This is a genomic window from Streptomyces sp. NPDC006384 (genome assembly GCF_042870695.1).
GTDB lineage: Bacteria > Actinomycetota > Actinomycetes > Streptomycetales > Streptomycetaceae > Streptomyces.
Window position 1 is genome coordinate 26,366 of the sequence record NZ_JBIAHR010000009.1, and the last position, 20,017, is coordinate 46,382.

Below are 20,017 nucleotides of genomic sequence, written 5' to 3' on the forward strand. Positions count from 1 at the left end.
GGGCGCGCGCCCCCCCCCGCCCCGCCCCCCCCCCCGCCCCCCCCCCCCCCCCCCCCCCCCCCGCCCCCCGCCCGCCCCCCCCCGCCCCCCCCCCCCCCCCCTCGATGCCGTCTCACGCCAGGGGCACGGTCACCTCTCCGCTGCCCTCGGCGCTCGCCCCGCCGGCGACGCGCACGGTGAACGGACGGTCGGTGCCGCTCGCGGTGACCCGCAGGGCGTCGCCCTCGCGCCGGACGCGGAAGGTCGCGGCCGGTGCGCCCAGCTGGTCGGGCACGGTGATCTCGGCCGTGCAGTCGGCCGCGCCGGACGGGTGCACCAGGAGGACCGGGTTGTCCAGCCAGTCCCCGTCCGGGCGCCGGTCGTCGGAGGCCAGCGGCAGGACGGCGCCCTCGCGGACGTACAGCGGGAGGCTGTCGTAGCCGTGCCGCTCGGTGCGCCACGCCGGGCCGGTGACCCGCTCGCCGGACAGCAGGTGCGTCCAGGTGCCCTCGGGGAGGTAGACCTCGACCTCGCCGTCCTCGGTGAAGACCGGGGCGACCAGGAGGTCGGGGCCGAGCATGTACTGGCGGTCCAGGGTCCGGCAGCCCGGGTCCCGCGGGAACTCCAGCACCATCGGCCGCATCATCGGCACGCCGGTGCGGTGGGCCTCGGCGGCGACGCCGTACAGGTAGGGCATCAGGCGGTGCTTGAGCAGGGTGAAGCGGCGGGCCACGTCGACGGCCTCGTCGCCGAACTCCCACGGCACCCGGTAGGACGAGGAGCCGTGCAGGCGGCTGTGCGAGGAGAGCAGGCCGAAGGCCAGCCAGCGCTTGAAGACCGCCGGGTCGGGCGTGCCCTCGAAGCCGCCGATGTCGTGGCTCCAGAAACCGAAGCCGCTCAGGGACAGGGACAGGCCGCCCCGCAGCGACTCGGCCATCGCCTCGAAGGAGGACCAGCAGTCGCCGCCCCAGTGGACGGGGTACTGCTGGCCGCCCGCGGTCGCGGAGCGGGCGAAGAGGACGGCCTCGCCCTGCCCGCGCTCCTTCTCGAGGAGTTCGAAGACGGTGCGGTTGAACAGGTGGGTGTAGTAGTTGTGCATCCGCTCCGGGTCGGAGCCGTCGTGCCAGACGACGTCGGTGGGGATGCGCTCGCCGAAGTCGGTCTTGAAGCAGTCCACGCCCTGGTCGAGCAGCGGCTTGAGCTTGCCGGCGAACCAGTCGCGGGCGGCGGGGCTGGTGAAGTCGACCAGGCCCATGCCGGCCTGCCACAGGTCCCACTGCCAGATGTCGCCGTTTGGCCGGCGCACCAGGTGTCCGAGGGCGGCGGCCTCCTCGAAGAGCGGGGACTTCTGGGCGATGTACGGGTTGATCCAGACGCTGATCCTCAGCCCCTTGGCCTTGAGCCGGGCGAGCATGCCCTCCGGGTCGGGGAAGACCTCCGGGTCCCACTGGAAGTCGCACCACTGGTACTCGCGCATCCAGAAGCAGTCGAAGTGGAACACGCTCAGCGGGATGCCGCGCTCGGCCATGCCGTCGACGAAGGACGTGACCGTCCGCTCGTCGTAGTCGGTGGTGAAGGACGTGGTGAGCCACAGGCCGAAGGACCAGGCCGGCGGGAGGGCCGGGCGGCCGGTGAGGGCGGTGTAGCGGGCGAGGACGTCCTTGGGGGTGGGGCCGGCGACGACGTAGTACTCGAGGGTCTGGTCCTCGACGCTGAACTGGACCTGGCCGACGGACTCCGAGCCGATCTCGAAGGAGACCGCCCCGGGGTGGTTGACGAAGACGCCGTAGCCGCGCGAGGAGAGGTAGAACGGGATGTTCTTGTACGCCTGCTCGCTGCTGGTGCCTCCGTCGGCCTGCCAGATGTCGACGACCTGGCCGTTCTTGACGAACGGGGTGAAGCGCTCGCCGAGGCCGTAGATCTGCTCGCCGACACCGAGGGCGAGCCGGCTCAGCATGTGGTGCGCGCCGTCGCCGGTGGTGGCGAACGCGGTGCCCTTGGCGTCCGCCCGGGTCAGCTCGCGTCCGTCCGCGTCGTGGAAGGAGAGGCCCCAGGGGCCCTCGCTGTCCAGGCGGAGGGAGAGCGGGCCGCTGGTCAGCTCGGTGACCGAGCCGTCCCGGCGCACGCTGCCGGCTCCGTCCGGCGCGCCGGACAGGGCGAAGTCGGGGCCCGGCCGGCGCTTGCCCGCGTGGTGGGTCACGCGGACGCCGATGACCCCCTCGGCGGGAGAGAAGCACTCGACCGTGATGAGGGGGGCGTTGAGCGTGTCGCCCCGCCGCGTCACCTTCTTCACGGCCGCATGAGCGGTGAAGCGCTTCGATTCAGTGCGTACATCGCGTACCTCGGTGGCGTACGACAGATGCACGCCCTCGCGGATGAGCCAGAAGCCGTCAGTGAACTTCATGATCTTCCTTGGGTGGGGCGGGAACGGTCGAGTGGGCGCACGGAGGCCGTCCCACAGCCTTTTGATCGTACACAGAACAAATCCGGAAACCGAGTCCCCTGCAGCGACTCGAACACTCTGATCAGCGGTGATGACGGAAAAGAACTAACCTCTCACGCGACGGAAGAACGAGATGAGGGCCACTCGCCCCTAGCGCGGAGGGCGGTCTCTGACGTATTAGTCATCACAGCAAACAAAACAGTCCGGCAAGGAAGCCGGATCGTACGACAGCAAGGGCCGCATGATGTCGAAGCGCTTCAACGCCGCGCATCGCGGGCGCGTACGCTCACGCAGAGCCGTCGTCCCGCTCGCCGCCGTCTCCGTCCTGGTCGCCGGAACGGCACTGACCGGCTGCGGGCAGCAGCGCGACGCCGACGTGTACACCGTGATGAACTCCTCGACCGACGAGTCGTACCACCGCTGGGACGCCGAGGCGATGGCCCGCTGCGGCGAACAGCTGGGCATCACGATCGAGCAGCAGAGCGTCCCCGCGGCGCAGGTGATGACCAAGGCGCTGCGCATGGCGTCGTCCAAGTCGCTGCCCGACATCGTCCAGTTCGACGCGTCCGAGATGCCCACGTTCGCCGACGCCGGCGGCCTCGTCGACCTCAGGAAGCTCGGTCTGAGCACCGACGACATCCCCGAGGGCATCGTCGACTTCGGCTCGTACAAGGGGACCTACTACGGCGCGGCGCGGTCCGTGAACACGCTCGCCCTCTTCTACAACAAGGACCTCCTCGACGAGGCGGGCGTCCGGGTGCCCACCACCTGGGACGAGCTGCGCGCGGCCGCGAAGACGCTCACGCAGGGCAAGCGGTACGGCCTGGCGCTCAGCGCCGGCGGCGCGGAGGACGGCGTCTTCCAGTTCATGCCGTTCATGTGGTCCAACGGCGGCGACGAGACGAAGCTGGACAGTCCGCAGGCAGCCGAGGCGCTCGACTACTGGAAGAGCCTCCTGAAGGACGGCTCGCTGTCGAAGTCGACGGTCAACTGGACGCAGGCGGACGTCAACGACCAGTTCATGGCCGGCAACGCGGCGATGATGATCAACGGCCCGTGGCAGGTGGAGACCCTCAACACCGACAAGTCGCTGCACTGGGGGATCGCACAGATCCCGGTGCCGAAGGCCGGTGACGACTCGGTCGGCCCGCTGGGCGGCGCGGTGCTCACCGTGCCGAAGACGGGCGACGAGGAGCGGCAGAGGACGGCCGGCAGGATCGTCGCCTGCCTGTCCGGTCAGAAGGAGCAGCTGACCTACGCGCTCAACAGCTGGATGGTCCCGGCGAACGCCAAGGCCGCGGCCGTGTGGCGCGAGCGGGTGCCGGAGCTGGAGGCCCTGGCCGACCAGGTCGCCACCGCCCGGTCCCGGACCGCCAAGCTCGGCGCCGGCTGGTCGGGCGTGTCGCTCGCCCTGCAGAGCGCCTTCCAGTCCGCCCTGACCGGCCAGTCCAGCGAGGCCGCCCTGAAGCGCGCCCAGCAGCGTGCCACGAGCGGGAACTGAGGTACGCGCCATCATGACCACGTCCACCGTCACCGCACAGGCGTCCGCGAGGGCCTCCCGGAGCGCCGCCGCGCCGGACCCGGCCCGGCTCAGGCGCAGGCGCCGCCTCTCGCAGTGGGGGTTCGTCGCCCCCGCCGTCGTCTTCATGCTGCTGTTCTTCGGCTACCCGCTCGTCCGCAACGTCGTGATGAGCTTCCAGGACTACACGCCGAAGACCTTCTTCACCGGTGAGGCGCCGTTCAACGGCACCGACAACTGGTCCGCCGTGTTCCACGACGCCCTGTTCGGCAAGGCGCTGTGGCACACCCTCGTCTTCACCGTGGGTTCGCTGCTCGGGCAGTTCTGCATCGGGCTGGCGCTCGCGGTGTTCTTCAGCCGCCGCTTCCCGCTGAACGGGGTGCTGCGCTCGCTGATCCTGCTGCCGTGGCTGGTGCCCATGGTGGTGTCCGGCATCGTCTGGCGGCGCATCCTCGACCAGGACACGGGGGTGCTCAACTCGTTCCTGGACACCCTGGGCCTCGGCGGGCACACCCCCTGGCTGACCAGCCCGCACATGGCGCTGCTGTCGGTGATCCTGGTCAACATCTGGATCGGCATCCCGTTCAACATGGTCATCCTGTACGGCGGTCTCCAGGAGATCCCGAAGGAGCTGCACGAGGCGGCCTCCCTGGACGGCGCCTCCGCGTGGCGGACCTTCCGCTCGGTGACCCTGCCGATGCTGAAGCCGGTCATCACGGTCGTGCTGGTGCTCGGCTTCATGTCGACGGTCAAGATCCTCGACCTGATCCTCGCCCTGACCGAGGGCGGCCCCGCCGACTCCACCCAGACCCTGGGCACGCTCACGTACCAGAACTCGTTCGTGCAGCTCGACTTCGGCGCGGGCGCGGTCGTCGGCAACGTGCTCATCCTGATCTCCGCGGTGTTCGCGGTGTTCTACCTGCGGGCCAACCGCTCCGAAGGGAAGTGACCGACGATGGCCGACCAGACTCCCACCGCGTCCCGGCGCCGCTGGGGCTCCACCGTCGCCGGTGTGCTCATCCTGTGCGTGATGCTGTTCCCGCTGTACTGGATGCTCAACACCGCGCTCCAGCCCGAGGCGGGCCTGCTCCAGGTCGACCCGGTGCCGGGCAGCCTGGACCTGTCCGGCTTCTCCAAGGCGATCAGCGACCAGGGCGGTCACCTGCTGACCTCGCTGGCCGTCTCGCTCGGCGCGGTCGCCGTCTGCCTGGCGATCTCGGCACCCGCCGCGTACGGGCTGGCCCGGTTCGGGCTGCGCGGCTCGCGCACCATCGTGTTCGGCACGCTGATCACCCAGATGGTGCCGGGCATCGTCATCGCCAACGCGCTCTACAACTCCTACGTCGACCTGGGCCTGGTCAACTCCTACTTCGGCCTGATGCTGGCCGACGCCTCGCTCGGCATCCCCTTCTCCATCGTGCTGATGCGGTCCTTCATGGTGTCGATCCCCGGTGAGGTGATCGAGGCCGCGCAGATGGACGGCGCCGGACCGCTGCGGACGTTCCTGCGGGTGGTGCTGCCGATGAGCCGCAACTCCCTGATCACCTCGGGGCTGTTCGCGTTCCTGTTCTCGTGGAGCGACTTCATGTTCGCGCTCACCCTGAACACCACCGACGAGGTCAAGCCGATCACCCTGGGCATCTACCAGTACATCGGCGCGCACGTCGGCGACTGGGGCTCGGTGATGGCCGCCTCCGTGCTGTCCGCGGTCCCGGCGGCGATCCTGCTCGTCCTCGCCCAGAAGTACATCGCCGCCGGCATCACCGGCGGTTCGGTCAAGTGACCACCACCCACCAGGAGAGGGGCTTCCCCGCATGAGCGACTTCCCCCGCTTCCCGCCCGGCTTCGTCTTCGGCGCGGCGACCGCCTCGTACCAGATCGAGGGCGCCGCGCGGGAGGACGGCCGCGGTCCGTCGATCTGGGACACCTACAGCCACACCCCCGGCCTGACCGCGAACGGCGACACCGGTGACGTGGCCTGCGACCACTACCACCGCTACCGGGAGGACGTGGCGCTGCTGCGCGACCTGGGCGTGGACTCGTACCGCTTCTCGATCGCCTGGCCGCGGATCGTGCCGGACGGCTCGGGCCCGGTGAACGCCAAGGGGCTGGACTTCTACTCCCGGCTCGTCGACGAGCTGCTGGAGGCGGGCATCGAACCGGCCGCCACCCTCTACCACTGGGACCTGCCGCAGGCCCTGGAGACTCCGGCCGGCAGCGGCTCCGCCGCGGGGGGCGGCTGGCGGGTGCGGGAGACCGCCGAGCGGTTCGCCGAGTACACGGCCGTGGTCACCGAGCGCCTGGGCGACCGGGTGCCGCGCTGGATCACCCTGAACGAGCCGTGGTGCAGCGCCTTCCTCGGCTACTCCGTCGGCCGGCACGCCCCCGGCGCCAAGGAGGGCCGGGGCGCCCTGGCCGCCGCCCACCATCTGCTGGTCGGGCACGGCCTGGCGGTGAAGGCGCTGCGCGCGGCCGGGGTGCGCGAGGTCGGCATCACCCTCAACCTCGACCGGAACCTGCCGGCCACCGACTCCCCCGCCGACCTGGCGGCCGTGGTCCGCGCGGACACCCAGCACAACCTGGTGTGGACCGAGCCGATCCTCGCCGGCCGCTACCCGGCCACCGAGGAGGAGACCTGGGGCGAACTGATCACCGGCGCGGACTTCCGGCAGGACGGCGACCTGGAGCTGATCTCCCAGCCGCTGGACTTCCTCGGCATCAACTACTACCGGCCGATCGTGGTCGCCGATGCCCCGCACCGCGAGAGCGACCCGGCGCTCAGGGTGGCCACGGACAACCGCTACGAGGAGGTGCGGCTTCCCGGCGTCCGGCACACCGCCATGGACTGGCCGGTCGTCCCCGACAGCTTCACCGACCTGCTCGTCAGTCTGAAGAAGCAGTACGGCGACGCGCTGCCGCCGGTGCACATCACGGAGAACGGCTCGGCGGAGGACGACGCCCTCGCCGCCGACGGCGCGGTGCACGACGCCGACCGGGTCGCCTACCTGCGCGACCACCTCATGGCCCTGCGTGCGGCGATGGACGCGGGCGTGGACGTGCGGGGCTACTACGTGTGGTCGCTGCTGGACAACTTCGAGTGGGCGTACGGCTACGACAAGCGCTTCGGCATCGTGCGGGTCGACTACGACACGCAGGAGCGCACGCCGAAGGACAGCTACCGCTGGTACCGGGACATGATCGCCGCGCACCGCGGCTGAGCGCCACGAGGGCATGGGGGGCCGCCGGGCAGTGGGGCGGCCCCCTGCCGGTCCGCCGGTCCGCTCCTCCGACCGGCCGGCCCCTCCGTCAGTCCCCTCCCCCGCCGCGTTCCGCGTGCGCCGCCGGGTCGGCCAGCACCTCGCGGACGATGACCCCGGCCGCGCCCCGGGCCGCGTCGCCGAGGGAGGAGGCGGCCCGCAGCCGCTTGCCGCCCTCGGTCCACAGCCCGGAGACCACCCGCAGGGCGAGTTCGCGGTCGACGGCGGGCGCCAGCCAGGCCATCAGCTCGCGATAGACCCCGCCGAGCATGACCGCGTCGGGGTCGAAGAGGTTCACGGCGCCCGACACCACGACGCCCAGCTGCCGTCCCGCCCGTTCGATGGCCGACAGCGCGGACGGCTCGCCCCGCCGGGCACGGCGTTCGAGTTCGGCGACACCCCGCACGCCGGTGCCGGCGTCGACGCCCGCGGCCTTCAGCAGCGCGGCCTGGCCGGCGTACTGCTCCAGGCAGCCGCGGGCCCCGCACCTGCACAGGGGACCGTCCGGGTCGACCACCATGTGCCCGATCTCCCCGGCGAAGCCGTGCGCGCCGCGCAGCAGCTCGCCCTTGAGGACCAGCGCGCCGCCGATGCCGATCTCGCCCGTCAGGTAGAGGAAGCTGCGCACCCCCTCGGTGCCCGCCCCGAACCACAGCTCGGCGAGCGCGGCGGCGTTGGCCTCGTTGTCGGAGCTGACGGGCAGCGGGCGGTGAGTGGGCCGCAGCGCCAGCAGCGCCTGCGCGAACAGTCCCTCGACGGCGACCCGCTGCCACCCGAGGTTGGGCGCCTGACGCACGGTGCCGCCGGACACCAGGGCGGGCAGCGCCATGTGCACGCCGGCCGGCAGGAGGTCCTGCTCGGCCGCCGAGGCGATGGCGCGGGCGGCGAGCCGGGCGGCCCGCGCCAGCACCTCGGAGGGCTGGACCCCGCGGTTGTCGAAGTGCTCCACGAGCCGCACCCGGTCGGTGCCGGCGAGGTCGACGACGCACACGGTGACGTAGTCGATGTTGATCTCGACGCCCAGGCCCGCCGGGCCCGACCGGGACACCTTCAGGACCGTGCCCGGGCGTCCCGCCTGCCCGCTGCTGGTCTTGCCCCATTCGGTGACGAAGCCGTACTCCAGCAACTCCTCGACCAGGGACGACACCGCCGCCCGGGTCAGCCCGACGTGCGCGGCGATCCCGGCCCGGGTCGCCTCCCCCGCGTCGTGCACGGCCCTCAGGACGAGGCTGAGGTTGTGCCGTCTGACCGTGGCCTTGTCGGCCTTCGGCTCCAGGGGGGTGAGGTGGTTCTTCATGGTGGTGCCGAGCGTATGCGACGGCACCGTGCGCGTCGCACGGTGCCGCCGGTCGGACGGCCGTGCGGCGTCACCCGGCGCGTGGCGGTCACGCGTGCTCCCGGCGGCGTACGCTCTCCGGGCCCGCCTCCTTCCCGTCCGTTCTCCCCTCCGCCTTCCCGGCCTCCCCTTTCTCCTCCCTCACCCGCAAGCGGCGCAGCGGGCGCGGTGCCCACCAGTTCGCGCGGCCCGCCAGCCGCATCGTCACCGGCAGCAGCACCACCCGGACCAGGGTGGCGTCGACAAGGACGGTCAAGGCCGTGCCGATGCCCAGTTCCTTGAGGAAGACGACGCCTCCGGTGGCGTAGGACAGGAACGACAGCGCCAGGATGCCGGCCGCGGAGGTGATCAGCGGGGCGCTGCGCCGGATGCCCTCGCCGACCGCCCGCACCGTGTCGTCGTCCCCTGCCCCGTCGAAGGCGCGGGAGGTGCCCCCGCGCTCGTGCTCCTCCTTGATACGGGCCAGCAGGAACACCTCGTAGTCCATGGACAGTCCGTACGCCACGCAGAACATCAGCACCGGGATGCTCGGCTCGATCGAACCGGTCGGGGTGAAGCCGAGGATCCCGGACAGGTTCCCGTCCTGGAAGACCCACACCAGGCAGCCGAACATCACGGACAGGCTGAGCAGGTTCAGCACGGTCGCCTTCACGGGCAGCAGCACACTGCCCGTCATCAGGAAGAGGATCACGTACGTCGCCGCCAGCACGATCGCGACGGCGTACGGCAGCCGGTCCAGGAGGGTGGCGCGGAAGTCGGTGGTCTCCGCGGGGTAGCCGCCGACGAGGACGGGCGCCGGGGCCGGGAGGTCCCGGATCCGTTCGACGAAGGCGGGCACGTCCCCGTACATCGCCGCCTGCGTCGGGACGACGGCCAGCCGCACGCCGCCGTCCGGGGCCGTCAGCCGGTCCTGGCCGGGGGCGCCGGTGCGCTCGCCGTGACGGTAGACGCCCTCGGGCGCGTCCACCTGGAACACGCCGGGCAGGCGGGAGAGCGCGGCGGCGTACGCGCGCGTGGCCGCCGGTTCGTCGAGGACGACCTGGACGGTGTCCGTGGGCTCGGCGGCGAACTCGCGGTGCACGATCTCGGAGGTCGTACGCGAGGAGGTGCCCTCGGGCAGGGTCCGCTCGTCGGGCAGGCCGAAGCGCAGGCCGAGCAGTGGGGAGGCGGCCACCAGCAGGACGGTCAGGACCCCGGCGCCGGCGAGCAGGGGGCGGCGCATCGCGGCGAGGGCGGTGCGGTGCCAGAAGCCGGAGGGCGGGGCGGCGGGCCGCTCCACCCGGTGCCCCCAGCGGGCGAGCGCCGCGGGCAGGAACAGCACCGCTCCGGCGACCGCGGTGAGCACGACAAGGATGCCCGCGTAGGCGAAGGAACTGAGGAAGAAGAACGGGAACACCAGCAGCGCGCACAGCGACACCGCGACCGTGACCCCGCTGAAGACGACCGTGCGCCCGGCCGTCCGGGACGCCCTCGAGGCGGCCTCGGGCCGGGCGTGGCCCGCGGCCCGTTCCTCGCGATAGCGGTTGATCAGGAACAGGCTGTAGTCCACGCCCAGTCCGAGGCCGAGCACCAGGGCGAGGTTCGCGGCGAACGTCGACACCTCGGTGAACTGCGCGATCAGCCGCAGTCCGGCGAGCGTGCCGACGACCGAGAACAGGCCGACGGCGACGGTCAGCAGGGCGGCGACAGTGCGCCGGTAGGTCAGGATCAGCAGGAGCAGCACGGCCGGCAGCGCGAACGCCTCCGCGCGCAGGAAGTCGGCACGGGCCTGTTCGCCGACCTGCCGGGAGATCTCCTCCTGGCCGCCCACCCGGACGTCCAGGTCGGGGGTGGTGCGGGTCAACCGTGGGGAGAGCGTGGCGAGTTCCTCGCGGGTCTCGGTGGCGGTCCCCTCGAGGCGGGCGAGGACCAGGGCACGGCGGCCGTCCTCGCCTCGCAGGGCGGGGCTGTGCGCGTCCCAGTAGGAGACGACGTCCGTGACGAGGGGCAACCGCGCCACCTCGGCGGCCAGTTCGCGGGCCGCCCGTTCGGTGCGCACGCTGTCCACGTCGCCGTCGCGGGCTGTGACGAGCAGGGCGAGGTTGGGATTGCCGGTGCCGAAATCGTCGCGCAGCCGGCCGCCGGCCTGCACGGACTCGGTGCCGGGGGCGTCCCAGCGGGAGAGGTCCAGGGCGTTCTGGGCGCCCGCACCGTAGGCGGCGAGACCAAGGAAGAGCAGCAGGAAGCCGGTCAGCACGGCACGGCTGTGCCGCACGGCCTGACGGCCGAGCCCGGTGAGCATGTGCGGGCCTTTCTCCAGGGGTTCGGGGCGTGCGGCCCTCCCGGGGCTGCCGCGGGAGGCGCACGGCGCTCACGGTCACCCCGGCCGCTGGAAGACCCGCTGGAAGACCCGCTGGAAGGTCCGCCGGAAAACGGCGGCCGGGTTACGCTCGCCCCATGGGTGAGGGGACGGCAAGGGCGGCGGGAAGCGCGGGGACGACGCGGGCCGGACGGGCGCCGGAGGGTCCGCCGGGCGGTCCGCGGTGCGAGATCCTCGGTCCGCTGCGCGCCTTGCGGGACGGAGCCGAGATCCCGCTCGGCCCGCCGAAGCAGCGGGCGGTGCTCGCCGTCCTGCTGCTTCAGGAAGGCCGCCCCCTGTCGTACGACGGCCTGGTCGACGCCGTGTGGGGCGGGACGCCGCCGGTGCACGTGCGCAACCTCGTGCAGAAGTACGTCTCCGGGCTGCGCCGCGCGCTCGGGGCCGGGGCGGAACTGGCGTGGACCGGCAGCGGCTACCGGCTCACCGGCGTCCGCGCCGACGACCTCCACGAGCGCCGGGCGATCGTCGGCGCGGCGATGGCCGCCCGGGACGCCGGCGAGCTGCGCCGGGCGGGGGAACTGGCCCGGCGGGCCGAGGAGTTGTGGCGCGGAGAGTTCGCCGAGGGGCTCCACGCGCCGTACCTGGCGGCGGAGCGGCTCCGCTGGGTGGAGAAGCGGCTGACCGTCCTCGAGGCGCGGCTGGCCGGCGAGATCGAACTCGGCCGTTCCTTCGAGTGTGTTCACGAACTGGTCCGGCTGGTCGCCGCCCACCCCTTGCGGGAACGACTCGTCGAGTTGCTGATGCTCGCCCTGTGCCGCACCGGCCGCCCGGCCGACGCGCTCGCCGCCTACGAAGGAGTCCGGCAGCGGCTCGCCGAGGCGATGGGCGCGGACCCGGGGCCGGCGCTGCGGTCTTTGCACGCCCGCGTCCTTCGGCAGGACGCGGCGCTGCTGCCGGCCCCGGTGGCGTGAGGGCCTCCGCGGCCGCCCCTCACACTCGCCGCCCTCCCCCGACGGACCTCTCCGCATCCGTCAGGACCTTGTGCGGGCACACCGGGCCGGCCCTGCGGACGAGTCGTGCCGGAAGAACACCTCCCGGCCCTCCCCGACCCGGCCACGCACCGGCCGTCCCCTCCGGTCACGGGCCGGCCGGGTCCTCCGCCGGGCGGCGGTCCATCGCCGACAGGGCCCGCTGTGCCAGCGGATGGCTGCGGACCAGCTCGCCCAGGGTCGTCGAGCCCTGGGTGATGTCCTTGAACGCCCTCCAGGCGGGCCGGAAACCGGTCAGCGCGGCGTGGAAGAGACCCGGGCGGCGCTCGAAGACCGCCAGCATGCGCTTGCCGACGCTCATCTCGACACCCAGCCCGGCCTTGACGGCGAACGCGTAGTTCAGGGCCTGCTTGCGCGCGTCCACGGCGTCGTGCGCCTCGGCGATGCGCACCGCCCACTCCCCCGCGAGCCGCCCCGAGCGCAGCGCGAAGGAGATGCCCTCGCGCGTCCACGGCTCCAGGAGCCCCGCCGCGTCCCCGCACACCAGGACCCGGCCGCGGGACAGCGGGGAGTCGTCGGCGCGGCAGCGGGTCAGGTGGCCGGAGGAGATGCTCGGTTCAAAACCGGCGAGGCCGAGCCGGCCGATGAAGTCCTCCAGGTACCGCTTGGTCGCCGCGCCCTCGCCGCGTGCCGAGATGACCCCGACGGTGAGCGTGTCGCCCTTGGGGAAGACCCAGCCGTAACTGCCGGGCATCGGCCCCCAGTCGATGAGGACCCGGCCCTTCCAGTCCTCGGCGACCGTCTCGGGCACCGGGATCTCCGCCTCCAGACCGAGGTCGACCTGGTCGAGCTTGACCCCGACGTGCGCCCCTATCCGGCTGGCGCTGCCGTCCGCGCCGACGACGGCCCGCGCCAGCACGGTCTCGCCGCCCTGCAGGACGACGGCGACCGTGCGCCGGTCCGGCACCGCCGACCCGTGCTGCTCGACCCGTGTCACCGTCGCGCCGGTGCGCAGTTCGGCGCCCGCCTTCTGGGCGTGCTCGACGAGCTGCTGGTCGAACTCGGGCCGGTTGATCAGGCCGAAGAGCATCCGCCGGGAACGGCGGGTGCGGGTGAAGCGGCCGTTGTGCGAGAAGGTCACCGCGTGCACGCGGTCGCGCAGGGGCAGGTCGAAGCCGGGGGGCAGGGAGTCGCGCGAGGGACCGATGATGCCGCCGCCGCACGTCTTGTAGCGGGGCAGCTCCGCCTTCTCCAGCAGCAGCACGCGGCGCCCCGCGACCGCCGCCGCGTAGGCGGCCGAGGCCCCCGCCGGTCCCGCGCCCACCACGACGACGTCCCAGACCTGACGTGTGTCGTCCGCCGAAGAGTTCTCGCTGCTCACGATGGTCTACTGCTCCGATCAAACCGCATGCCGCACCTGACCCCCGCATCCTACGGCGGGCATCGCCGCAGGCCGCTGTGGGAGGATCGGCGGCGGACACCGGCCACACACCGGGAGGTGTCCGCACCCGCACGATCACCCGCACACCGGGGGCGCGTGCGGGCACTGACCGCAGCGCCCGCTCACGTACCCCCCGGTACAACGTCGCACCCTCAAGGAGCGTGCCCATGTCGTCGAATCCGGTCGCCGAGACCGTCTCCTCGCTGATGCCCCGGGCGAAGGAGGAGCTCGCCGAACTGGTGGCCTTCAGGTCGGTGGCGGACTTCGCCCAGTTCCCGCGCAGCGAGAGCGAGGGCGCCGCGAACTGGATAGCGTCCGCGCTGCGCGCCGAGGGCTTCGAGGACGTGGCCCTGCTGGACACCCCGGACGGCACACAGTCGGTGTACGGGTACCTGCCCGGCCCCGAGGGCGCGCGGACGGTGCTGCTCTACGCCCACTACGACGTGCAGCCGCCGCTGGACGAGGCGGGCTGGGACACGCCTCCGTTCGAGCTGACCGAGCGTGACGGCCGCTGGTACGGGCGCGGTGCCGCCGACTGCAAGGGCGGTGTGCTGATGCACCTGCTGGCGCTGCGCGCGCTGAAGGCGAACGGCGGCGTGCCGGTGCACGTCAAGGTGATCGCCGAGGGCTCCGAGGAGCAGGGCACCGGCGGTCTGGAGCGGTACGCCGAGGCGCACCCCGAGCTGCTGGCGGCGGACACCATCGTCATCGGCGACGCCGGGAACTTCCGCGTCGGTCTGCCGACGGTCACCTCGACGCTGCGCGGCATGACGCTGCTGCGCGTGAAGGTCGACACGCTCGAAGGGAACCTGCACTCCGGCCAGTTCGGCGGCGCCGCGCCCGACGCACTGGCCGCGCTGATCCGCGTCCTGGACTCGCTGCGCGCCGAGGACGGCTCCACGGCCGTGGACGGCCTGGCGTCGGACAGCACCTGGGAGGGACTGGCCTACGACGAGGAGCAGTTCCGCCGGGACGCCAAGGTGCTGGACGGGGTGGAACTGATCGGCTCCGGCTCGGTCGCCGACCGCATCTGGGCGCGCCCCGCCGTCACCGTGCTCGGCATCGACTGCCCGCCGGTCGTCGGCGCCACGCCGTCGGTGCAGGCGAGCGCCCGCGCCCTGGTGAGCCTCAGGGTGCCGCCGGGCGTGGACGCCGGCGAGGCCACCGGGCTGCTCCGGGCCCACCTGGAGAAGCGCACGCCGTGGGGCGCGCGGGTGCAGGTCGAACAGATCGGCCAGGGCCAGCCTTTCCGTGCCGACACCACCAGCCCGGCCTACCGGGCGATGGCGGACGCGATGGCGGTGGCGTACCCGGGCCAGGAGATGCAGTACGCCGGCCAGGGCGGCTCCATCCCGCTGTGCAACACCCTCGCGGAGCTGTACCCGCGGGCGGAGATCCTGCTGATCGGGCTGAGCGAGCCGGAGGCGCAGATCCACGCCGTGAACGAGAGCGTGTCCCCCGAGGAGCTGGAGCGGCTGTCGGTGGCGGAGGCGCTGTTCCTGCGCAACTACGCGGCGGCGAACTGAGCGGACGGCCCGTGCGCGCCGCCCCTGCCGGTCTCGCCGCCGCCCCGGGCGGCCGTCAGCCGACCGGCGTGCCCGCCTCCAGGTACAGCGCCGCCCCGCGTTCCCGGGCCCGCAGGGCCCAGCGCAGACGTTCGTAGCGGACCGGGGGCAGCAGGCCGGCGGCCTCGTCCTCGCTGACGAAGCGCCAGTCGCGCAGTTCGGGTCCGGGCAGCAGCACCCGGCCGGCCCGCGCGGGGTCGAGCCGGCCGCCGTCGAAGAGCAGCCGCAGGCCGCCGTAGCCGGGGGGCGCCGGCGGCTCCCAGTCGACGACCAGCAGCGCGGGCACGTCGTCCAGGCGTATCCCCGTCTCCTCGGCGACCTCGCGCATCCCGGCGCGGGCCGGTGCCTCGCCCGGCTCGACGACGCCGCCGGGGAACTCCCAGCCGGGCTTGTAGGTGGGGTCGACGAGCAGCACCCGGTTCTGTTCGTCGAAGAGGAGGACGCCGGCGGCCAGGGTCTCGGCGGTGGGTTCGGGCGTCTGCACGATGTCGCAGGCCGGCACGGTCCCGGCACCCACCGCCTCGGCTATCCGGACGGCGGCCTCGTACGGGGTGAGCGCGCTGGTGTCGACGGGGTGCGCGTCGGCGGTCAGCCAGGAGGCGAGGGCGGCCCGGTACGACGGGATGTGGTCGTACGACCACTGCCGTACGCGTGTCTCCCCGTCCGCCGTCCCGTGTGTCTCGCGGCCCGCCACCCGCTCCCGCAGGATCGTTTCCGCCGGGGCGAGGAGGATGTGCCGGACCGCTATCCGGCGGGCGGCGAGACCGCCGAAGATCTCGTCGCGGTACTCCTGGCGCAGCAGGGTCATGGGGACCACGAGGGTTCCGCCGAGTTCGGCGAGCATCGCGGCCGCCGTGTCGATGACCAGGCGCCGCCAGATCGGGAGGTCCTGGAAGTCGCCGGCCTCGGCGAGGTGTTTGGGCGGCAGCAGGTGCGGGAGCGCCGCGCCGATGACCTCGGGGTCGAAGAGCGTGCTGTTCGGGATCAGCTCGATCAGTTCCCGTGCGGTGGCGGTCTTGCCCGCACCGAACGCGCCGTTGATCCAGACGACGGTCACAGGTCCCCCTCTTGTCTTGGCCCCCTGTGGCTTGCCCGCTCCACCCTGCCACGGAAACCAGGCCCAGTTGAGGGCGTACGACGGCGGCGCCGGTGCCCCCCGGACGAAGGGCACCGGCGCCGCGCGGTCCGCGTCGGGCGGGTCTGACGGGCAAGCCGGGGGTGCGGGTCAGGCGTCCCGGCCCGGCCCGTCCTGGTCCGGGGAGAGGCTCTCGGGGGCGACGATGCGTTCGGCGGTGCTGAGCGTGTCCTCCACGTCGAGGTGGAGCGGGAGGTCGCCGGGGGCGGCCTGGGACGGGCTGACGGCCGCCACCACGAAGCCCGTGGCGAGGGAGGCGAGGGCGAGCATGCTGCGCTTCTTCATGCCTGCTTCAACTGCGTGACCGCCCTGAGGTCACGGCACGGGCGCAAGGTCACGGCCGGACGCCGCGCGGCACGCGGCCGGCCGCCGCGGCCCGGACTCGCCCACGGCCCATGCACCCGCCGCGGCTCAGACTCCCGCCGCGGTCACGCCGGACGCCCTGGTGAGCGCGGCGGCCGCGGCGCCCACCAGCCCGGCGTCCGTGCCCGTCCGGGCGGGCACGACCGTCAGGCGCCGCACGAAGGACAGCGTCGCGTAACCGGCCAGGGCCTCGCGCAGCGGGCCGAAGAGCACCTCGCCCGCCTTGGCCACTCCCCCGCCGACCACGGCGATGTCGATCTCCACCAGGGCCGCGGTGGCGGCGATGCCCGCGGCCAGCGCCTGTGCCGCCCGTGCGAAGGACGCCACGGCGACGGGGTCGCCCAGGCGCGCGGCGGCGGCGACCGCGGCGGCGGAGGTGTCGCCGTCCGGCCCCGGACGCCAGCCGCCGGCCAGGGCGCGCCGCGCGATGTTGGGGCCGCTCGCCATGCGCTCCACGCAGCCGCGCGCGCCGCACGGGCAGGGGTCGCCGTCCAGGTCCACGCTGATGTGGCCGATGTGACCGGCGTTGCCGGTCGGGCCGGGGTGGAGCGCCCCGTTCAGGACGAGGCCGCCGCCGACCCCCGTCGAGACCACCATGCACAGCGCGTTGTCGTGCCCGCGGGCCGCGCCCTGCCAGTGTTCGGCCGCGGCGATCGCCACGCCGTCGCCGATCAGCTCGACGGGCAGGCCGCCGGTGGCCGCGCGGACCCGCTCCACGAGGGGGTACTCGCGCCAGCCGGGCACGTTGACCGGGCTGACCGTGCCCGCGGAGGCGTCCACGGGTCCGGCGCTGCCGATGCCGACGGCCCTGGCCCCGGCCCACAGCGGCGAGCCGGCCAGCTCCGCGATGACCGCCTCCACGGCCCGCATCACGGTGTCGCCGTCCTCCCGGGCGGGCGTCGCACGCTGCGCGCGGGCCCGGATCCGGCCGTCGCCGTCCACCAGCGCCCCGGCGATCTTGGTGCCGCCGATGTCCAGCGCTGCCACGAGGTCGGTGTGCATCAGAGTCGGATCTCCCCGTCAGCCGAAAGAAAAGTAGGAACACGAGCGGAAGCAGCGGTCCGGCCGCGCGGTGGGGACGCGGGACCGGAAGGCGCGAAGGACAGTGTCCCCGTCTCTGACAACGTTGTCCAGGCTCTATGCTCGACGCCACATCCTCATACAACCCCATGAGCACCGCACCCCGTGGACGACAGGAGCCGACGTAATCCCGTGGACGACAGGACAGGACACCGCCCCGCGCCCGACACGCCCCGCCGCGCAGACCGCGGTCCCGGGAGCCGCTACGGCAACCGTCCCACCATGAAGGACGTCGCCGCCCGTGCCGGTGTCGGGCTCAAGACCGTCTCCCGGGTGGTCAACGGGGAGCCGGGCGTCACCCCGGAGACCGAGCGCCGTGTCCAGGAGGCGATCGACGCGCTGGGCTTCCGCCGCAACGACAGCGCCCGTGTGCTCCGCAAGGGCCGCACGTCGAGCATCGGCCTGGTGCTCGAGGACCTCGCGGACCCCTTCTACGGGCCGCTGAGCCGTGCGGTGGAGGAGGTGGCCCGTGCCCACGGCGCGCTGCTCGTCAACGGCTCCAGCGCGGAGGATCCGGACCGCGAGCAGGAGCTGGTGCTGGCGCTGTGCGCACGGCGGGTGGACGGGCTGCTGGTGATCCCCGCCGGGGACGACCACCGGTACCTGGAGCCGGAGATCCGGGCCGGTGTCGCCACGGTGTTCGTCGACCGTCCGGCCGGGAGGATCGACGCGGACGTGGTCGTGTCCGACAACTTCGGCGGTGCCCGGGACGGCGTGGCCCACCTGATCGCGCACGGGCACCGCAGGATCGGCTTCATCGGCGACATGCCCCGCATCCACACCGCCGCGGAGCGGCTGCGCGGTTACCGGGCCGCCATGGAGGACGCGGGCATACCGGTGAAGGGCTCCTGGATGTCGCTGGGCGTCACCGACCCCGAGCGGGTGCGCCGGGCCGCCGAGGAGATGCTCTCCGGCCCGCACCCGGTGACCGCGGTCTTCACGGGCAACAACCGGGTGACGGTCACGGTGATCCGCGTCCTCGCCGGGCACAGCCGTCCGGTGGCCCTCGTCGGTTTCGACGACCTCGAGCTCGCCGATCTGCTGCGGCCGGGCGTCACCGTGGTCGCCCAGGACGCGGCGGCCCTCGGCCGCACCGCCGCCGAGCGGCTCTTCCGGCAGCTCGACGGCACCCTGCCCGTCCCCGAGCGGACCGTACTGCCGACCCGCCTGATCACCCGCGGCTCGGGCGAACTCCCCCCGGCGGACTGAACGGTCCCCTGCCGGGCGGGAGCTTCCGCCCGGCAGGGGACCGGTGCCTCTCGGGGGTGCGGCCCTCCGCCTACTGCGCCGAGGCCGTGAGGTCGCCGCGCCGGGGCGCGGAGAAGCCCTCCAGGTCGGCGCGGGTCAGGCCGGTCAGCCGGGCGACCTCGCCCATGTCGAGGGCGCCGCAGTCCAGGCCGCGCAGCAGGTAGCCGCTGAGGGCCTTGGCGGTGGCGGGCTCGTCCATGACGTCGCCGCCGGCGTGGTTGGCGTAGCGGGCGAGGCGGGCCGCGGCCTGCTCGAAGCCCTCGCGGTAGAAGGCGAAGACGGCCGCGTACCGGGTGGGGATGTGACCGGGGTGCATGTCCCAGCCCTGGTAGTAGGCGCGGGCCAGGGCGCGGCGGGTGAGGCCGAAGTGCAGGCGCCACGCGTCGTGGACCTGCTCCGTGGGCCCGACCGGCAGGACGTTGGTGGAGCCGTCCGAGACGCGTACGCCGGTGCCCGCGGCGGCCACCTGCATGACCGCCTTGGCGTGGTCGGCGGCCGGGTGGTCGCTGGCCTGGTAGGCGGCGGAGACGCCGAGGCAGGCACTGTAGTCGAAGGTGCCGTAGTGCAGGCCGGTGGCGCGGCCGTCGGCGGCCTGGATCATGCGGGCGACGGCGGCGGTGCCGTCGGCGGCCAGGATGGACTGGCTGGTCTCGATCTGGATCTCGAAGCCGATCCGGCCGGGCTCCAGGCCGTGCGTCTTCTCGAAGGCCTCCAGCAGCCGCACCATCGCGGTGACCTGCTCCGGGTAGGTCACCTTGGGGAGGGTGAGGACCAGGCCGTCCGGCAGGCCGCCGTGCTCCAGCAAGCCGGTGAGGAAGACGTCCAGGGTGCGGATGCCCCGGTCGCGGACGGGGGCCTCCATGCACTTCATGCGGATGCCCATGTACGGGGCGGCGGTGCCCCCGGCGTACGCCTCGGCGACCAGGCGGGCGGCGCGGGCGGCGTCCTGGTCCTCGTCCTTGCCGTGGTAGCCGTCCTCGAAGTCGATGCGCAGGTCCTCGACCGGCTCGCGCTCCAGCTTGGCGCGCACCCGGGAGTACACCGGCTCGGCGAGCTCGTCGGACAGGCCGAGGACGGCGGCGAACGACGCGGCGTCGGGGGCGTGTTCGTCGAGGGCGGCGAGGGCCCGGTCGCCCCAGGAGCGGATCGTGCCGGCGTCGAAGACGTCACCGGGGACGTAGACGGTGTGGACGGGCTGGCGGGTGCCCGGGTCGCCGGGGTAGCGGCGCTCCAGCTCCGCGTCGACCGGTGCGAGGGAGGCACTGATCTCCTCGCCGACGGCGCCCGCGAGACTCGTTGCCACCTTCTCCTGCTGACCCATCCCACACCCTCCAATTTTCCGCTGAACGGAATCAATAATCCG

The 20,017-nt window shown here is 73.2% G+C and carries 15 protein-coding genes; 7 read left to right on the forward strand and 8 right to left on the reverse strand.

Going from position 1 to position 20,017, the window contains the following annotated elements:
* Nucleotides 1-112 precede the first annotated feature (112 nt).
* Nucleotides 113-2,383, reverse strand: coding sequence for an alpha-xylosidase (yicI, locus tag ACFYOJ_RS14010; RefSeq protein ID WP_356558638.1), 2,271 nt, complete (start codon nucleotides 2,381-2,383; stop codon nucleotides 113-115).
* Between the two features lie 283 nt (nucleotides 2,384-2,666).
* Between yicI and ACFYOJ_RS14015 the strand changes: the two genes are divergently transcribed.
* The 4 genes from ACFYOJ_RS14015 to ACFYOJ_RS14030 are packed head-to-tail and all read left to right on the forward strand — an operon-like array spanning nucleotide 2,667 to nucleotide 7,159.
* Entirely contained in the window at nucleotides 2,667-3,923 is a 1,257-nt protein-coding gene (locus ACFYOJ_RS14015) for a sugar ABC transporter substrate-binding protein (RefSeq protein ID WP_356558640.1), read from the forward strand.
* 13 nt (nucleotides 3,924-3,936) lie between these two features.
* On the forward strand, nucleotides 3,937-4,890 hold the full coding sequence (locus ACFYOJ_RS14020; RefSeq protein ID WP_356558637.1) for a sugar ABC transporter permease: 954 nt from the start codon (nucleotides 3,937-3,939) through the stop codon (nucleotides 4,888-4,890).
* 6 nt (nucleotides 4,891-4,896) lie between these two features.
* The gene (locus tag ACFYOJ_RS14025) at nucleotides 4,897-5,724 is read left to right on the forward strand and encodes a carbohydrate ABC transporter permease (RefSeq protein ID WP_356558636.1); all 828 of its coding nucleotides are present in this window, start codon (nucleotides 4,897-4,899) and stop codon (nucleotides 5,722-5,724) included.
* A 31-nt stretch (nucleotides 5,725-5,755) separates the two neighbouring features.
* The gene (locus ACFYOJ_RS14030; protein WP_356558635.1) at nucleotides 5,756-7,159 is read left to right on the forward strand and encodes a GH1 family beta-glucosidase; all 1,404 of its coding nucleotides are present in this window, start codon (nucleotides 5,756-5,758) and stop codon (nucleotides 7,157-7,159) included.
* A gap of 88 nt (nucleotides 7,160-7,247) precedes the next feature.
* On the opposite strand, the gene ACFYOJ_RS14035 is transcribed toward ACFYOJ_RS14030, so the two are convergent.
* On the reverse strand, nucleotides 7,248-8,495 hold the full coding sequence (locus tag ACFYOJ_RS14035) for an ROK family transcriptional regulator (RefSeq protein WP_356558634.1): 1,248 nt from the start codon (nucleotides 8,493-8,495) through the stop codon (nucleotides 7,248-7,250).
* A gap of 88 nt (nucleotides 8,496-8,583) precedes the next feature.
* Entirely contained in the window at nucleotides 8,584-10,815 is a 2,232-nt protein-coding gene (locus ACFYOJ_RS14040; protein ID WP_356558633.1) for an MMPL family transporter, read from the reverse strand.
* Between the two features lie 155 nt (nucleotides 10,816-10,970).
* Between ACFYOJ_RS14040 and ACFYOJ_RS14045 the strand changes: the two genes are divergently transcribed.
* Nucleotides 10,971-11,804, forward strand: coding sequence for an AfsR/SARP family transcriptional regulator (locus tag ACFYOJ_RS14045; protein ID WP_356558632.1), 834 nt, complete (start codon nucleotides 10,971-10,973; stop codon nucleotides 11,802-11,804).
* 166 nt (nucleotides 11,805-11,970) lie between these two features.
* Here the strand turns inward: ACFYOJ_RS14045 and ACFYOJ_RS14050 are convergent, their stop codons facing one another.
* On the reverse strand, nucleotides 11,971-13,203 hold the full coding sequence (locus tag ACFYOJ_RS14050; protein ID WP_356558631.1) for a geranylgeranyl reductase family protein: 1,233 nt from the start codon (nucleotides 13,201-13,203) through the stop codon (nucleotides 11,971-11,973).
* A 227-nt stretch (nucleotides 13,204-13,430) separates the two neighbouring features.
* Between ACFYOJ_RS14050 and ACFYOJ_RS14055 the strand changes: the two genes are divergently transcribed.
* Nucleotides 13,431-14,789 (forward strand): dipeptidase, encoded by a 1,359-nt coding sequence (locus ACFYOJ_RS14055; RefSeq protein ID WP_356558630.1) that lies wholly within the window; start codon nucleotides 13,431-13,433, stop codon nucleotides 14,787-14,789.
* A 55-nt stretch (nucleotides 14,790-14,844) separates the two neighbouring features.
* Here the strand turns inward: ACFYOJ_RS14055 and ACFYOJ_RS14060 are convergent, their stop codons facing one another.
* The 3 genes from ACFYOJ_RS14060 to ACFYOJ_RS14070 form a co-directional block, all read right to left on the reverse strand.
* Entirely contained in the window at nucleotides 14,845-15,885 is a 1,041-nt protein-coding gene (locus ACFYOJ_RS14060; RefSeq protein WP_356558629.1) for an NUDIX domain-containing protein, read from the reverse strand.
* 168 nt (nucleotides 15,886-16,053) lie between these two features.
* Nucleotides 16,054-16,248 carry a hypothetical protein gene (locus ACFYOJ_RS14065; protein ID WP_356558628.1) on the reverse strand — a complete coding sequence of 65 codons (195 nt, stop codon included), beginning with the start codon at nucleotides 16,246-16,248 and terminating at the stop codon, nucleotides 16,054-16,056.
* Between the two features lie 126 nt (nucleotides 16,249-16,374).
* The gene (locus ACFYOJ_RS14070) at nucleotides 16,375-17,328 is read right to left on the reverse strand and encodes an ROK family protein (RefSeq protein ID WP_356558627.1); all 954 of its coding nucleotides are present in this window, start codon (nucleotides 17,326-17,328) and stop codon (nucleotides 16,375-16,377) included.
* Nucleotides 17,329-17,538: 210 nt separating this feature from the next.
* Here ACFYOJ_RS14070 and ACFYOJ_RS14075 point away from each other — a divergent pair, with 210 nt between their 5' ends.
* Entirely contained in the window at nucleotides 17,539-18,615 is a 1,077-nt protein-coding gene (locus ACFYOJ_RS14075; protein ID WP_356558626.1) for a LacI family DNA-binding transcriptional regulator, read from the forward strand.
* Between the two features lie 70 nt (nucleotides 18,616-18,685).
* Here the strand turns inward: ACFYOJ_RS14075 and ACFYOJ_RS14080 are convergent, their stop codons facing one another.
* A complete protein-coding gene (locus tag ACFYOJ_RS14080) occupies nucleotides 18,686-19,975 on the reverse strand; it encodes a DUF6986 family protein (protein WP_356558625.1) in 1,290 nt (429 codons plus the stop codon).
* Between the last annotated feature and the right edge of the window lie 42 nt (nucleotides 19,976-20,017).